The organism is Streptomyces venezuelae, assembly GCF_008642275.1.
Lineage (GTDB): Bacteria > Actinomycetota > Actinomycetes > Streptomycetales > Streptomycetaceae > Streptomyces > Streptomyces venezuelae_E.
In genome coordinates, this window is record NZ_CP029189.1 from 2,354,058 (window position 1) to 2,367,578 (window position 13,521).

Sequence of the window (13,521 nt, forward strand, 5' to 3'; positions counted from 1 at the left end):
TGGCGTCTCCAACCCGCCCGTCCCTGGCTCGACGGTCCGGCTCGTTCTTTTGGGGTTTCCCGCCAGTCTTCGGATTTCCGGGGCGGGTCGGTCGGTCAAGGGTGGCTGGAGGCCATCGCGTAGCGACGCGACGACGTAGGAGGAGCGCCCTTGAGGGACCGGCCCGACCCGGAGAGACGATGAGACTGACGGGAAACCCCACCCGCATCACCGATCCCGCCCGAGTGGATCAGCCCTCCCGAGGCCGCCGCGCGAGAGTCCGACCCCGCCCGCCGCAGCCCCCGCCCGGCGCCCGGCGCCGGGCCCCCGGCAACCCACATCACCACGGCCCGTCCGGACGGGAGGCGCCCGCCCCGGAGGTCGTTACTGGCCCACCCGGCCGTCGATGCGTTCCCGCAGGAAGTCCGCGTGGCCGTTGTGGCGGGCGTATTCCTCGATCATGTGGATCAGGACCTCACGGAGCTCCATCGGCTTGTCGCCGTGTGTGCTTTCACCTGTGACGTCCAGGTCCGGGGCGTCCGCCACCAGTTGTTCCGCGAAGGCGACTTCGGCGCGCCAGGTGGCCCACGCGTCCGCGACCACCTCCGGGTCGGCCACCGCACCGGTGAACTCCCCCGCGCGGTCCTCCTCCGAGCGGTAGTGCCGACGTACCTCCTGGCCTGCCATGACCTGCCGGAACCAGTACTGCTCGACGCCCGCGAGGTGGCGTACGAGACCCAGTAGGGACAGGTTGGACGGTTCCACCGAGCGGCGTGCCAGGGCCTCCGCGTCGAGGCCCGAGCACTTGAGCTCCAACGTCAGGCGCTGGTCGCGCAGGTAGCCGGCGAGTACGGCGCGCTCGCCTTTGAACCCGCCGTCGGTGCGGGTGTCCTCGTCGGGGTGGACGAACATGTTGGACCAGCCGAACTGCCGGTCCTCGGTGGATACCGGCGCGGGCGCGGATCGGGGTGCGGCCTCGACGGCGGGGCCCGTGGAGGTGGCGGGGCCCGTGGAGGTGGCGGGGCCGGTGGCGGCGGCGGAGGCGGTGGAATCGGTCACGCGCACGAGCGTGTCCTGCACGCCGCCTCCCCGCAAGGAGATATCCGCCGACGCCACGGCCCGCCCCCGCAGCCCGCCCCCGCGTCCCGGCGCGTCAGCCCGCGATCGCCTCGTAGAGCGAGAACGCGGCCAGTGCGGCCATCACGGCAGCGGCGATCTTGGTGATCAGTCGCAGCGGTACGTACTTCATCAGGGTGCGCCCACCCAGGATGCCGATGCCCGCGACGGCCCACAGGGCGAGTACGGCGCCGATGCCGACCGAGACGGGGTCGTCGTACCGGGCGGCGAGGTTGGCGGTCATGATCTGGGTCAGGTCACCGAACTCCGCCACCAGGATCAGCATGAAGCCCGCTCCGGAGACCTTCCAGAAGGACTGGTCGGCCGGCGGTTTGACCTCCTCGTCCCCGTCGTCCTTCTTCAGGAGCAGCATGGCCGCGCCCAGGAGGAAGAGGATGCCGACGACGGCTTGGACGAGCCGGTGCGGGAGCAGGGTGAGGACGCTGCCTGCGGCGATGGCGAGTGCGACGTGTACGGCGAAGGCGGCGGCGACGCCCGCGAAGACGTAGGAGGCGCGGTAGCGCGTGCCGAGCATCAGGCCGGCGAGGGCCGTCTTGTCGGGGAGTTCGGCAAGGAAGACGACGCCGAATGCGATCGCCGTGATGCTGAAGCTGAACACGGGGGTGAAACCTCTATCGGTCGGGCAGGGCGCCATCGGGACCGAGAGACCTGGGGTGTTTCAGGGGTCGCTTCGGCTCGGCGGCGCCCTGGCTTGCGCGTGCGCGTGGGAACGCGCCTGCGCGGAACAGGACACTGCGGCCGAAGGTCTCGCTGGCCGGCCGCTGTGCGCGTCCTGCCTCCGGGCGCCGGCTGGTGTGACCCAGCAGTATGTCGACGGTCCGGCGAAGAGCTACTCCCCTTCTGCTCAGAACAGGGTACGCGACGCCCGCGACCGGCCGGAATAGGTCTTTGGTCCCGCCTCTGCCGCGCGCCGTGTCTGCCCGGGTCCTGCCGCCGGCCTGCCGTGCCCCTGCTCTGACCTGGGCGCTGTCGTTCGTTCCTGCCGCAACCGCTCCCGCCGGAATCTCAACCTCCGTTTAAATCCGGAGCGTTGGGTGACTTGATGTGACGTGCTCATGTCGTCAGGCTGTCACCTGGCGCCCACCCGGGCGACACCCGGCGCCTGAACCATGGCCACGCCCCACCGGGGTGAAACGGCCGCAACCCCCCGCACCCAGGGAGCCCCTCATGGCACTCATACCCAACGTCTACGCGCGTCGAATTGGCGTGCTCGCGTCAGCAGCGGCGCTCGCCGCCCTCACCTCCCTCCTGAACGCCCCCACCGCCCAGGCCGCCCCGCCCGCCCCCATCAGCGCCGCGGCCGCCCGCGCCTACCTGGCGACCGTCACCCCGAAGACCGAGGGGTCCACCAGCGGCTACAGCCGCGACCTCTTCCCGCACTGGAGCACCGTCTCCGGCACCTGCAACACCCGCGAGACCGTCCTCAAGCGGGACGGCGTCAACGTCGGCCAGGACTCCGCCTGCGCCGCGGTGAGCGGCAGCTGGTACTCCGAGTACGACGGCGCCACCTGGACCGCCGCCTCCGACCTCGACATCGACCACGTCGTCCCGCTCGCCGAGGCCTGGCGCTCCGGTGCCAATTCCTGGACCACGAGCAAGCGCCAGCAGTTCGCCAACGACCTCACCCGCCCGCAGCTCATCGCGGTCACCGACAACGTCAACCAGGCCAAGGGCGACCTCGACCCCGGCAAGTGGCTGCCCTCGCGCACGGCCTACCGTTGTACGTACGCACGGATGTGGGTCAACGTGAAGCAGTACTACGGCCTGAGCATGGACTCCGGCGAGAAGACGGCCCTGGTCAACATCCTCAACGGCTGCTGACCGAGCCGGCCGATCTTTCCCCCGTCAGGGGGAGGCGTGGCTCCCCCCACCCGTCGTACCGTGATCGAAGGGGATACGGAGGAGGGGGAGTTGCATGGCCGGACTGCGTCTGGGGCCGCTGCTGCGCCACATCGACTGGGACACGGGCCGGTCGGCCACGATATGGGTCGAGGCGGACCGCCCGTGCACGGCCGAGGTGCGGTGCGCGGACGGGGCGGGTGGCAGTGCGCCCACCTTCCAGGTAGCCGGTCACCACTACGCACTGGTGCCGGTGACCGGCCTGACCCCGGGCGCGACCACGGCGTACGAGGTGCTGCTCGACGGCCGGCCGGTCTGGCCGCTGCCGGAGAGCGGTTTCCCGCCGAGCACGATCACCGCTCCGGCCGTGACGGGCCCGGGCCGGCCCTCGCCCGGGCTGCGCGTGACCTTCGGCTCCTGCCGGCAGGCTGCGCCGCCCGCGGGCCGGCACGGGCCGCACGGCGCGGACGCGCTCGACACCCTCGCGGCGCGGCTGGCCGCCGACCCGGAGGCGGTGCGCCCGGACGTCCTGCTGCTGCTCGGCGACCAGGTGTACGCGGACGCGCTGTCCCGGGAGACCCGGCAGTGGCTCGCGGCCCGGCGTGATCTGCGGGAACCGCCGGGTGCCCAGGTCGCGGACTACGAGGAGTACACCCGGCTCTACTACGAGTCCTGGCTCGACCCGGAGATCCGCTGGCTGCTGTCGACGGTCCCCAGCCTGCACATATTCGACGACCACGACGTCATCGACGACTGGAACACGAGCGCGGCCTGGCTGGCGGAGATGCGGGCGACGCCGTGGTGGCGTGAGCGGGTGCTCAGCGGGCTGATGTCGTACTGGGTGTACCAGCACCTGGGCAATCTCTCCCCCGCCGAGCTGGCCGCCGACGCGGTGTACGAGGCGGTACGGCAGACCCCCGACGGCACGGACGTGCTCCAGGCGTTCGCGTCCGCGGCGGATGCCGATCCGGGCACGGTGCGCTGGAGCTATCGTCGCGACTTCGGCCGGACCCGGCTGCTGATGGTGGACACCCGGGCGGCGCGGGTGCTGGCCGAGGACGGGCGGGCGATGCTCGATCCGGCGGAGCAGCAGTGGCTGCGGGAGAACGCTCTGGCCGGGCACGGTGGTTACGACCATCTGCTGATCGGCTCCTCGCTGCCCTGGCTGATGCCGCCGCTGATCCACGATGCCGAGACGTGGAACGCCGCGCTGTGCCGCGGGGAGCGGGGGCCGCGGTGGGCGCGGATCGGGGAGGATCTGCGCCGACGGAGCGATCTGGAGCACTGGGCGGCGTTCCCGGCCTCGTTCGCGGCCCTGACGGATCTGATCGAGGAGGTGGGGACGGGGCCGCGGGCGCCGGCGACGGTGTGCGTGCTGTCCGGGGACGTCCATCATGCGTATGTGGCCGAGCCTCGAATACCGACGACGGCGCGGGTGTTCCAGCTGACGTGCTCGCCGGTCCACAATTCCATCCACACGGCGGTGAAGTGGGGTTTCCGGCTGGGCTGGTCCCGGACGGGGCGGTGGCTGGGGCGCGGTTTCTCGCTGCACGGACGGACGGGGCGGCCGCCGGTGAACTGGCGGCGCACGGGTGGGCCCTGGTTCGGGAATCAGCTGATGACGCTGGCCCTGTCGGGGCGGACGGCGCGGCTGCGCCTGGACCAGGCGCGCAAGAAGCGTGGGGGCGCCGTGCTGACGACGGTGCTGGACCGGGATCTCACGGCGGCCGAGTAGGGGATGCGGTGCGGCCCCGGGGTACGGGGCGGTGGAGGTGGAGTTGGACTGGCGGTGATGCGGGGCAACCTTTGGCGAGTGCCCGTCTTTTCCGGGATCTGCGTCCGTCTCGGAGTGGGCGTCCGTCTTTGGGGGTGGGCGTCCGTCACCCGGCAGCGTCCGTCTGTGGGGTCGGCGTCCGTCGTCGGCGGGTGTTTGTCTCTGGCAGGGTTCGTCCCCGGCAGGGTTTGTCCGCGGCGGGGTTTGTCCGCGGCAGGCGCGCTGGCCCGGCGCCCCGGGCGTCCGGGGTACGAACGCCAGGCGTACGCTGTCTGGCTGTCAGGCCGCTCCTGCCGCTCCCCGCGACGTCGCGGCGCCTCGTGTCGCAGCCCGTCAACCGGACTGGGGAGTCCCGTTTTGTTTGAGACGCTGGGATCGCTGACCGCGAGCCCATGGATCTACGCCCTCGTGGCGCTCTCCATCGTGCTCGACGTCTTCCTCCCCGTGCTCCCGAGCGGGGTTCTGGTGATCACCGCGGCGGCGGCCGCGGCCGCCGCCGGGGCGGCCGGCCCGATGCCCGTACCCGAGCAGGTCCCGGACATCCTCCTGCTGCTCGTGATCGCCACGACCGCATCGGTGCTGGGCGACATGGCCGCGTACCGGCTGGCCCGGCGCGGCGGGGCCCGGCTGGACCGGGCCATCGCCCGCTCCCGCAGGCTGACCCGGGCCCACGAGCGCCTCGGCACGGCCCTGGCACGCGGTGGCGGCGCCCTGGTGGTCATCGCCCGCTTCGCCCCGGCGGGACGCTCGGTGGTGTCCCTGGGCGCGGGCAAGACCCAGCGCAAGGTGGCGGAGTTCCTGCCCTGGTCGGTCCTGGCGGGCATGGCCTGGGCCTGTTACAGCGTGGCCCTCGGCTACTTCGGTACGCAGTGGCTGGGCACCCAGTGGCTCGGCACCGCCCTCTCGGTGGTCGCCCTCTTCGCGGCGGGCGCCCTGGCCGCCTTCCTCGTACGCCGCCCGGAGGCGGCCGCGGCTTCCGCGTAGGCCGTCCAGCACGGCTCGGCTTCCCCGGACGGAGCAGTGGCTCACCCGTTCACCCGGCCCCGATCGCCGCCCCCGGGCTGGGCTCCTAGCGTCCACAGCACGGTGCGCAGTCCGATCCGCGCCACATCCGTGGCCTGGCCGCGCCGTTTCGACGAGCCGAGGAGTCCTCTCCATGCCCGCCACACCGCCTGCCAAACCGCCCGCCACGGCGTGCCGTCTGATGACCGTCGCGGCCGCGACGGTCATCGCCGCTGCCGCCGCGCCCGCCACTCTCGCGTACGCCTACCCCTCCGCCACCGTCTCGCCCAGCGCTGTCGCCCCGGGCGGGCGGGTCGCGCTCAACGTCACGGGCTGCGGAACCCAGGTCGCCAGGGTCACGTCGACCGCCTTCGGCGAGGTCCGGCTGACCCCGGGCAGCCCGGCGGCCACCAACCTCATCGGCAGCGCCACCGTCTTCAACAACGCCAACACGGGCACGCACCGGGTGGACTTCGAGTGCGGCGGCCCCGGCGGCGAGCGCACCACCGTATCTCTGCAGGTCACCACGGGTGCGGCGCGTGGCGGGACGGGCGGCAGCATCGGTTCGATGAGCCCCGGGCAGATCGCCGTGGGCAGCGCGCTCGCCGCGGGAGCGCTGGGCGCCGGAGTGTGGGTGATGCGCCGCCGCGCGGCGGCCTCGTAATCCTCGCCGGGGTCAGGCCGGTGCGGCCTGCCCCCGTACGTGCACCCCGTCGAGCAGGGCTGCGGTGGCCTCGGCGACGGCGTCCACCGCCGCTTCGAACACCTCTCGGTTGTGAGCGGCGGGCGCCCGGAACCCGGACACCTTCCGTACGTACTGCAGGGCGGCGGCGCGGATCTCCTCCTCGGTCGCCTTCTCGGGGATCGCGGGCGGGCGCAGGGTCTTAATGGAACGGCACATACCCCTACTATCCCGCTACCGGGGCAGCTCGGCCCCGGAGAGTTTCATGATCAAACCGGCTTGGAGGCGGGCCCTGAGCCCCGCGTCCTCGACGGTGTCCAGCAGCTCGATGGCCTGCTGGGTCGTCTCGGCCGCCCGCCGGTCGTCCCGCAGCGAGGCGGTCTGGTCTGCCATGTGCTTGAGCGCGATGTCGGCCCGCCGGTGGAAGAGCTGCCCGATCAGGGTGGTGACCAGTCCCGCCGAGCTCGTGACGATCCCCAGGTAGAGCTCCCCGCCGCCCTCGGCCTTCCAGACGGCGAGTCCGACCCCGAACAGCAGGATCGCCGCCCCGACCCCGGCGAACCGCTGGCTGGTCGCGAAGCTGCTGCGCGCCTGGGTCAGTCCGTAGGCGTAGTACTCCACGAGGATCGGTGTGAAGTCGTCCCGCCGGTCACCGAGCTGCGCCGCGGGGTGCTGGATCCCGCCGACGTCCTGGAACTTCCCGCCGCCGGGCACGACGGACGGCGTGTCGGCCTGGTCCGGCTCGGCGAGGTGCGCGAGCAGCCGCACCCGCTCCTCGTCGCGCTTCCGCTCGAATCCCGCCCCGAGGGACCGTTCCATCAGCGCCAGTGCCACGGCGACCACGGCCACGACCAACCCACCCCACGCGAGCTCGCCCATGCCCCGACGATCCCACGCCCCGGACCAGCGGCCAAGAGAGCGTCCGCCTCCCCAAATGCGGATGGACCGTACCGAACCTAGACTGACCGAGGCATGAACCGTCGCTGACGAGGGAGACCACGACCATGGCGAAGCGAGGCAACAAGCGTCGGGCCCGCAAGAAGAAGAAGGCCAACCACGGCAAGCGCCCCAACGCCTGAGCGAACAGCCCGAAAGACCCCCGCCCGTGACCGGCCGGGGGTCTTCGCGGTTCACTTCCTCTTCCGCAGCTTCCGCATCTTCGCTTCGGCTTCCTTCTTCTTCCGCTGCGCCACTGCGTAGCTGGACCAGCCGCCCTGATGAAGCTGGCACCTGGAGCTGTTCACCATCGCGGGCTTGGTGCACGGCCGTCCCGCGGCCGTCTGCGCCCCACACCTGGGCCGAGTCACGCTGCCCCCTCCTCCGACACGGCGACGGCCCCCCGAATGCTCTCGCCCGTCGCTCCCTCAGGGAAGGCGCAGAACCACGCGGCCGGAAGCACCCCCGGCACACGCGGCCGCGCTCGTCAGGCGCCCGTCGCCTCGTCAGCGAGCGGTGGATGCGGGCCCCGCGAATCGGCACTCCTCATCGGTGTCCTCGGCAGGAAGGATGGACACGAGATCCCCGGACAGGTCGAGCTTGTAGCGCGCGGCGATGACGGCGAGCTGGATCCCGAAGACCGCTCGCAGTTCGCCGAGCGCGGCCCCGAACACGACGCCCTCGCGGCGGCCATGTACGTACCCGCCATGGTCGGTACCTACGGTGTCCAGGAACCGGCGGCAGGCGGCACGCATCGCCTTGAGGTTCTCGGCAAGTTCATCGCCCGTGTCGGGCTCCATCAGGATCTGGGTCAACGTCTCCCTGATCCTCAGGACCGATGCGACGCAGTGTCCCGCCTCGTCGACCGAGTGCTCAAGACGGGACATCCTGAGAACCCGCCGGTCCTCCAGGTACACGAGGACCTTCTCGGCAACCGCTCGTTGCGGGAGCGGCAGCTCCCAGTCCACACCTCCGAGCGGTGTACTGAAACCCTTGATCCGCCGCATGATCTCTAAAACCTTCACGCCCGGCATACTAAGCAGGCCGGTGAGCCTGCGTTGCGGCGACGACAGGCACGTCGAGAAGTAGCAACGTCCGCTCCGTTGAGTTCGTTTGGGCCGCTCAGGTCCGCACGAGGCTCGCTGCCGGCGGCGACGAAGCCCTACTGCGCCTCAACAGAGGGCGGATCCAGAACACTGATCTCCCTGATGAAGAACTCATCGAAGTCATCCGCGCGCTCGTACAGCACGTTGAACCCGTTCGTGACCTCCTGGATCAGCGCTTTATCAGTGAAACGATTGGATCCCATTGCATTTCCGTCGTCATCGTAGAGCACCTCATACATTGCAACGTCCCCCAGGATCACCACCTCGGGAACACAACGACTCTCCTCGATTTCCGAGATCTTTCGAGCGTCGAGAACCCTGATGTTGTCACCCAGTTCGACACGCAGGCGCAGAACGAAGAGCTCCCATTGCACGTACGGGGTGACCGGGAACTCCACCACACGAAGACGACGCTCCAGAATTCCCAGCCGAGCCGCTTCGCGGAATTGCTGCGCATAGATGCTGCGCTTTTCGCCGATCAGAGAAAGCGAACGCTCCCAGTCACCGGCAGCGAAGGCCTCCCAGCTGGGGAATCCACGCTCTTTGAACTCTTGCCCTCGTTCAAGCTTGTTCAGGTACGTAATCCCGCTCTCGTAAATACGGCGGAAGTCCGCATGGTACGCGGGGCGGTCCATGCGCTCGGAGACCCCGAGCGGGAAGGAATCAAACATTCAGGATATCCTGTTTCGCTGCGATCAACATGCTTCTCCCCAAGCGTCTCTTGAACGTCGTGGCCGGATCAGCTTCCCGCAGCCTGCTCATCACCATCGCGCCCTCGGCTGGTCCGGCATTTGGGTACTGTAGCGCCGCACGCAGCGGCCAAGCCATGCTTTAGCAGAACATGATGCGATGGCAGAGTGGCACTCGGCTGTCCCGTCCAGCTCGGCTTCCTTTCTCAGCAAGTGCCCGGTCCCTGGACGATGGAGACCTATAGGCTCCGTCTCAAGGAAGACGAAGGAGCTGATCCCATCGACCAGGGAGCCGATGCTTTGTCACTGGAGGATCCCCGGCACCTGGCATTCGACTCGTTCGAGAGCCGCGGCCTGCCTGAAGCGGCAGTTCGCCTGCTCGAGGCGACCGTGCCAAGCATTGCGGATGCGGGCCCGCACGATCCGATGAATCGGTTGTTAGTACCTCACATGCTCGTCTTGCTGCAACGCGTCAGCGACCCGCCGACAGTGGCTACCGCGCTGGTTACGGCAATCAGACTGTGCACCGCTTTGCACCGTACGGGTGACTACCCGTCCGCCTGGGAAACAGCCCAGACCGCTGCAGACCTTGGCGAAAAGCGACTCGGCGTGGAGCACCGCCTCGTACTGGCTGCCCGCTCCAGAGCCGGCCGGGCACTCTTTCGGCTGGGCAGGTACAACGAGGCCGAGCTGCTGCTCAGCCGTATCCGCGAGGCACAGGAGCGGCTGTTCGGGGCCGACGATCCTGACACGCTGGACACCTGCCACGGCCTTCAACTCGTACTCGGAAACCTCGGGAAGCGAGACGAGGCCATCTCGCTTCTCCGGACGACGGTTGCCGGTAGACGGAGGGCACTGGGTTCTGATCACCCACTCACGTTGCGCTCTCGCTCAAGCCTGCTGGTACTGCTGTCCGCGTCTGAGGTCCGCGCTGAAGAAGACGGAGCCCTGCTGTCCCTTCCCTCGGAGTGCATCCGACACCTCGGACTCGATCACACAGTGACCTTGGGCGCCTGTCACAACCATGCCTGGGCGCTGTACGGCCTGGGCCAATTCGACGAGGCCGATCAGGAGATGTGCCTGGTCGTCGAGGCATACCAGCGTCGATTCGGACCAGACCATCCGAACTTGCTGTCGGCCCAGCAACTATTCTCCCGCATCCTGGCTGCCCGGGGCGACGTGACTGCAGGAATCGACGTCATGAGAGATGTCGTGACAAAGCGAGAACGAAGCCTGGGAGTTGACCACCCGTTCACTGTTGCCAGCCGCCAACTTCTAGACGCGTTCAGGTCAGGCCGGTATCACCCCATAGAAGCCTGACCGGTATGCGGCAGCACCCCGTCGCAGGTGTGCGCCGCGCCCCTGCGGTGGCAGCGGATCCGGCTGCACGACGCGCGCACGGGCGCGCCACCCTGCTGTTAGCGGCCGGTGTGGCACCCCGGGTGGTGACGGAGATTCTGGGGCACACTCGCAGATCGCCGGCTCGATGAACATCTACACCCACGTGGCCGACGGCGGCCGGCGCGAGGCGACGGGGCCACATGGACCGGCTGTTGCGCCGTCGGCGGCCTGCCGAGTAGGCAACTGCCGTCATCTGGAGCCGTCAAAGGCCCCCAGCCGTGATCGGCTGGGGGCCTTCGTGGTGGTGGGCGCGGACGGTTTCGAACCGCCGACATCTGCTTTGTAAGAGCAGCGCTCTACCCCTGAGCTACGCACCCGTGGATGAGTGGACAGCCTACATGGCGGGCACACCCCCCACGCAAACCCGTTCCCGTGGGAGAGAATGGACCGGGGCATGGCGGACGCGGTACGGGAGAGGCATTGTGACGACGGCATCCCGGCGGTGGTTCGGCGGGCGGGACGAGAGTCGGCGGGCGGATGCGCAGGCGGCGAAGGATGCCGCCGCGGCCGCGTTCTACGAGCTGGACACGGCGCAGCGGGATCTGCGGATCTCGATCGAGACCATCGCCGCGGCGGACGGGTCGCCCGCGGCGCGGCAGGCGACCGAGGGGTTCGCCGCGCTGGGGCGGCGGATCGACGAGGTCAGTCACGTCTACATCGAGGCGGTCGACGCGCACGATCTGGACCGGGCGGAGTTGGAGGCCTCGGTCGCCACGCGCGCGCGGGAGCAGCTGACCCGGGCGCGGGACGAGCTGGTGCGGGTCCAGGGGGAGCTGGAACGGTTCACGCAGGGGCTGCAGCCGCTGCTGGACAAGGCCGAGACGCAGCTGGCGCGGGTGGCGCCGGCCCGGGAGCGGGCCAGGGCGGCGCTGCTCGGGGCGAGTGAGGCGCTGGATGCGGTACGGGCCAAGGGGATACGGGCCGACGACCTGGCGGCGCGGCTGGCGGCGCTCGGCCCGGAGCTGACCAAGCTGAACCAGGGTGCGGCTCAGCACGGCGTGCAGGAGACGGTGCAGCGCGCCGACCGGATCCTGCGTGACGCGGAGGCCGTGCGGGCCGAGGCGGTACGGCTGCCCGAGCGGGCGGCGGAGATCGACCGGCGGCTGGTGAGTCTGCGGACGCGGGCGCAGGCGTTGCGCAACCGGGCGGACCGGGTGGATCCGGTGCTCAGTGAGCTGCGGCGGCGGTTCAGTGCGGCCTGCTGGCAGGACCTGCAGCACGTGCCGGAAGAGGCGGTACGGGACGTGGGGCGGGCCGAGGAGCAGCTGCGGGAGGCCGGTCAGGCGCGGGACGAGCAGCGCTGGGCCGATGTGGGGGCGCTGATCGAGGCGGTCCGCGGCTCGCTGGACGCGACGGACGAGGCGGTGTCGGCGGCGCAGGACCGGCTGACGCGGCTGGAGGCGGTGGCGCGGGATCCGCAAGCGGAGGTGGAGCGGACCCGTTTTGCGATCCGGGATGCGCAGCGGCTGGCGATGGCGGGGCGCAGCGTGCCGGATCCGCGGCACGCGCGGCCGCTGGACGACGCGGTGGCGCGGGTGGCGCGGGCGCTTTCGGAGCTGGAGGGGCGGCATCCGGACTACTGGGCGTTCCTGCTGGAGATGGCGGACGTACGGGCTTCCGTGAACCAGGTGGTGAACGGGATCCGGGCCGAGCGCGGGCACGCGTAGGCCGTCTCTCCGGGTCGTGGCGGCCGAGCCCGCAGCATCCGGCGGCGTGCCGCGCCGTGCCGGGCCGAGCCGTGCCGGGCAAGGCGGAGGGCGGCCCGTGTACTGGACGGCCTCGGGCGGCCCCGACAACGCGGCCGGTGCGGTGGCGGGGCGTCGCGGGCCCGGCGGGATCCGTGAGCGACGGCCCGAGCCTGCGCCGCGGGGCGCACCCGGTTGTTTCCGGGCGGGTGACGACGGATGCTGGGAGGTGCCGGGAACGGACCAGAGGAGGGCACCATGGCTGCCCGTACCTTCAACAAGTCTCCTGTGACCCATGAGCCCTACGTGGCTCATGCGGCGTACGGGTGCACGGAACCGCACGAGCACTACGCGCCCTACGTCGCCCACGAGCCCGATCCCGACGCGCCCGCCCCGCCGCGCTTCGCCGACACGGTCTCGCGGCGCATGGCCCGCGTGCTGCATCCCGTCAACGCGCAGCTCGACGATCATCTGCCGACCGATCACAAGCTCGGCAAGGTGTACCGGGTCGGGGCGGGGCTGACGGGTCTGCTGCTGGTGGTGTTCGGGATTCTGGGACTGGTCAACCAGATCGGCTTCTTCGACACCGGTGGGGACACCGTGCTGGCCCTGAACACCAACGGGGCGCTGAGCGTGCTGTCGATCTGCATCGGCGCGCTGCTGATCTTCGGGATGGTGGTGGGCGGTACCTTCGCCTCGACCCTGAACATCGTGCTGGGTGTGCTCTTCATCGCGAGCGGGTTCGTGAATCTCGCGCTGCTGGACACGGGGCTGAACTTCCTGGCCTTCAGGATCCAGAACGTGCTGTTCAGTTTTGTCGTCGGCGTGATGCTGATGTGGTTCGGGATGTACGGGCGGGTGGGCAGCGCCCTGCCGCACGACAATCCGTACTGGCGGGCCCGCCACCCCGAGCAGGCGGCCCGGGAGGACCGGGTGCGGCGCGTTCAGGGCCGGGCTCCGGTGATGCACGGCCGCTGCCCGTAGCCGGGCGGCGCTCCTTGGCGGGCGCGGTACGTAGCGCCCGGGCGCCGGGCGCGCTTAGCCTGTGCGCATGCCTCGATACGATTACCGCTGCCGGACCTGCGACGACACCTTTGAGGTCAGCCGGCCCATGGCCGAGTCCTCCGCGCCCGCCGACTGCCCGGCGGGGCACTCCGACACCGTGAAGCTGCTGTCCGCCGTCGCCGTGGGCGGTACCAGCAGCGCCCCCGCGCCCGCGATGGGCGGCGGAGGCGGCTGCTGCGGTGGTGGCGGCTGCGGCTGATCCCGGATCCGGCGGAGCCGCAGGAGA

The 13,521-nt window shown here is 70.4% G+C and carries 16 protein-coding genes, 1 tRNA gene and 1 pseudogene; 10 read left to right on the plus strand and 8 right to left on the minus strand.

Annotated elements, in window-relative coordinates; translation table 11 throughout:
- Positions 1–363: 363 nt before the first annotated feature.
- On the minus strand, positions 364–891 hold the full coding sequence (locus DEJ51_RS10000; RefSeq protein WP_150257288.1) for a DinB family protein: 528 nt from the start codon (positions 889–891) through the stop codon (positions 364–366).
- 241 nt (positions 892–1,132) lie between these two features.
- On the minus strand, positions 1,133–1,714 hold the full coding sequence (locus DEJ51_RS10010) for a TMEM165/GDT1 family protein (protein WP_030013166.1): 582 nt from the start codon (positions 1,712–1,714) through the stop codon (positions 1,133–1,135).
- Positions 1,715–2,292: 578 nt separating this feature from the next.
- Between DEJ51_RS10010 and DEJ51_RS10015 the strand changes: the two genes are divergently transcribed.
- From DEJ51_RS10015 to DEJ51_RS10030, 4 genes are all read left to right on the plus strand, one after another.
- Positions 2,293–2,937: an HNH endonuclease family protein gene (locus DEJ51_RS10015; RefSeq protein WP_150261806.1), complete on the plus strand. Its 645-nt coding sequence runs from the start codon at positions 2,293–2,295 to the stop codon at positions 2,935–2,937.
- Between the two features lie 94 nt (positions 2,938–3,031).
- Positions 3,032–4,690: an alkaline phosphatase D family protein gene (locus tag DEJ51_RS10020; protein ID WP_150257289.1), complete on the plus strand. Its 1,659-nt coding sequence runs from the start codon at positions 3,032–3,034 to the stop codon at positions 4,688–4,690.
- A gap of 396 nt (positions 4,691–5,086) precedes the next feature.
- Complete coding sequence (locus DEJ51_RS10025; protein WP_150257290.1) at positions 5,087–5,713, plus strand: DedA family protein; 627 nt, start codon at positions 5,087–5,089, stop codon at positions 5,711–5,713.
- Positions 5,714–5,885: 172 nt separating this feature from the next.
- Positions 5,886–6,395, plus strand: coding sequence for a hypothetical protein (locus DEJ51_RS10030; protein ID WP_190620288.1), 510 nt, complete (start codon positions 5,886–5,888; stop codon positions 6,393–6,395).
- 12 nt (positions 6,396–6,407) lie between these two features.
- On the opposite strand, the gene DEJ51_RS10035 is transcribed toward DEJ51_RS10030, so the two are convergent.
- Both DEJ51_RS10035 and DEJ51_RS10040 read right to left on the minus strand, forming a co-directional pair.
- Positions 6,408–6,632: a DUF2277 domain-containing protein gene (locus DEJ51_RS10035; RefSeq protein ID WP_030389450.1), complete on the minus strand. Its 225-nt coding sequence runs from the start codon at positions 6,630–6,632 to the stop codon at positions 6,408–6,410.
- A 15-nt stretch (positions 6,633–6,647) separates the two neighbouring features.
- Positions 6,648–7,292: a TRADD-N-associated membrane domain-containing protein gene (locus DEJ51_RS10040; RefSeq protein ID WP_223835743.1), complete on the minus strand. Its 645-nt coding sequence runs from the start codon at positions 7,290–7,292 to the stop codon at positions 6,648–6,650.
- A gap of 125 nt (positions 7,293–7,417) precedes the next feature.
- Between DEJ51_RS10040 and DEJ51_RS35820 the strand changes: the two genes are divergently transcribed.
- Entirely contained in the window at positions 7,418–7,492 is a 75-nt protein-coding gene (locus DEJ51_RS35820; protein ID WP_100661309.1) for a 50S ribosomal protein bL37, read from the plus strand.
- A gap of 51 nt (positions 7,493–7,543) precedes the next feature.
- On the opposite strand, the gene DEJ51_RS35720 is transcribed toward DEJ51_RS35820, so the two are convergent.
- The 3 genes from DEJ51_RS35720 to DEJ51_RS10055 form a co-directional block, all read right to left on the minus strand.
- On the minus strand, positions 7,544–7,720 hold the full coding sequence (locus tag DEJ51_RS35720) for an HGGxSTG domain-containing protein (protein ID WP_317852388.1): 177 nt from the start codon (positions 7,718–7,720) through the stop codon (positions 7,544–7,546).
- Positions 7,721–7,855: 135 nt separating this feature from the next.
- Complete coding sequence (locus DEJ51_RS10050) at positions 7,856–8,374, minus strand: DUF6650 family protein (RefSeq protein WP_150257291.1); 519 nt, start codon at positions 8,372–8,374, stop codon at positions 7,856–7,858.
- A 137-nt stretch (positions 8,375–8,511) separates the two neighbouring features.
- Positions 8,512–9,126: a DUF6879 family protein gene (locus DEJ51_RS10055; protein ID WP_150257292.1), complete on the minus strand. Its 615-nt coding sequence runs from the start codon at positions 9,124–9,126 to the stop codon at positions 8,512–8,514.
- 186 nt (positions 9,127–9,312) lie between these two features.
- On the opposite strand from DEJ51_RS10055, the gene DEJ51_RS10060 reads away from it, so the two are divergent.
- The gene (locus DEJ51_RS10060) at positions 9,313–10,464 is read left to right on the plus strand and encodes a tetratricopeptide repeat protein (RefSeq protein ID WP_317852389.1); all 1,152 of its coding nucleotides are present in this window, start codon (positions 9,313–9,315) and stop codon (positions 10,462–10,464) included.
- 57 nt (positions 10,465–10,521) lie between these two features.
- Positions 10,522–10,724: pseudogene (locus DEJ51_RS35825) on the plus strand (tyrosine-type recombinase/integrase); the annotation flags it as partial.
- Positions 10,725–10,787: 63 nt separating this feature from the next.
- Here the strand turns inward: DEJ51_RS35825 and DEJ51_RS10070 are convergent.
- Positions 10,788–10,862 (minus strand) — tRNA-Val (locus DEJ51_RS10070).
- A gap of 105 nt (positions 10,863–10,967) precedes the next feature.
- On the opposite strand from DEJ51_RS10070, the gene DEJ51_RS10075 reads away from it, so the two are divergent.
- The 3 genes from DEJ51_RS10075 (at position 10,968) to DEJ51_RS10085 (ending at position 13,494) form a co-directional block, all read left to right on the plus strand.
- On the plus strand, positions 10,968–12,212 hold the full coding sequence (locus tag DEJ51_RS10075; RefSeq protein WP_223835744.1) for a hypothetical protein: 1,245 nt from the start codon (positions 10,968–10,970) through the stop codon (positions 12,210–12,212).
- A 444-nt stretch (positions 12,213–12,656) separates the two neighbouring features.
- Positions 12,657–13,214: a DUF4383 domain-containing protein gene (locus DEJ51_RS10080; RefSeq protein WP_150261810.1), complete on the plus strand. Its 558-nt coding sequence runs from the start codon at positions 12,657–12,659 to the stop codon at positions 13,212–13,214.
- 67 nt (positions 13,215–13,281) lie between these two features.
- On the plus strand, positions 13,282–13,494 hold the full coding sequence (locus DEJ51_RS10085; protein ID WP_094744670.1) for an FmdB family zinc ribbon protein: 213 nt from the start codon (positions 13,282–13,284) through the stop codon (positions 13,492–13,494).
- Positions 13,495–13,521 lie beyond the last annotated feature (27 nt).

Bases quoted from the DNA above. Each gene is read 5' to 3' on its own strand.
- DEJ51_RS10040 (WP_223835743.1), bottom strand. From the start codon at position 7,292: ATGGGCGAGCTCGCGTGGGGTGGGTTGGTCGTGGCCGTGGTCGCCGTG.
- DEJ51_RS10085 (WP_094744670.1), top strand. From the start codon at position 13,282: ATGCCTCGATACGATTACCGCTGCCGGACCTGCGACGACACCTTTGAG.
- DEJ51_RS10055 (WP_150257292.1), bottom strand. From the start codon at position 9,126: ATGTTTGATTCCTTCCCGCTCGGGGTCTCCGAGCGCATGGACCGCCCC.
- DEJ51_RS10035 (WP_030389450.1), bottom strand. From the start codon at position 6,632: ATGTGCCGTTCCATTAAGACCCTGCGCCCGCCCGCGATCCCCGAGAAG.
- DEJ51_RS10000 (WP_150257288.1), bottom strand. From the start codon at position 891: ATGTTCGTCCACCCCGACGAGGACACCCGCACCGACGGCGGGTTCAAA.
- DEJ51_RS10080 (WP_150261810.1), top strand. From the start codon at position 12,657: ATGGCCCGCGTGCTGCATCCCGTCAACGCGCAGCTCGACGATCATCTG.
- DEJ51_RS10020 (WP_150257289.1), top strand. From the start codon at position 3,032: ATGGCCGGACTGCGTCTGGGGCCGCTGCTGCGCCACATCGACTGGGAC.
- DEJ51_RS10030 (WP_190620288.1), top strand. From the start codon at position 5,886: ATGCCCGCCACACCGCCTGCCAAACCGCCCGCCACGGCGTGCCGTCTG.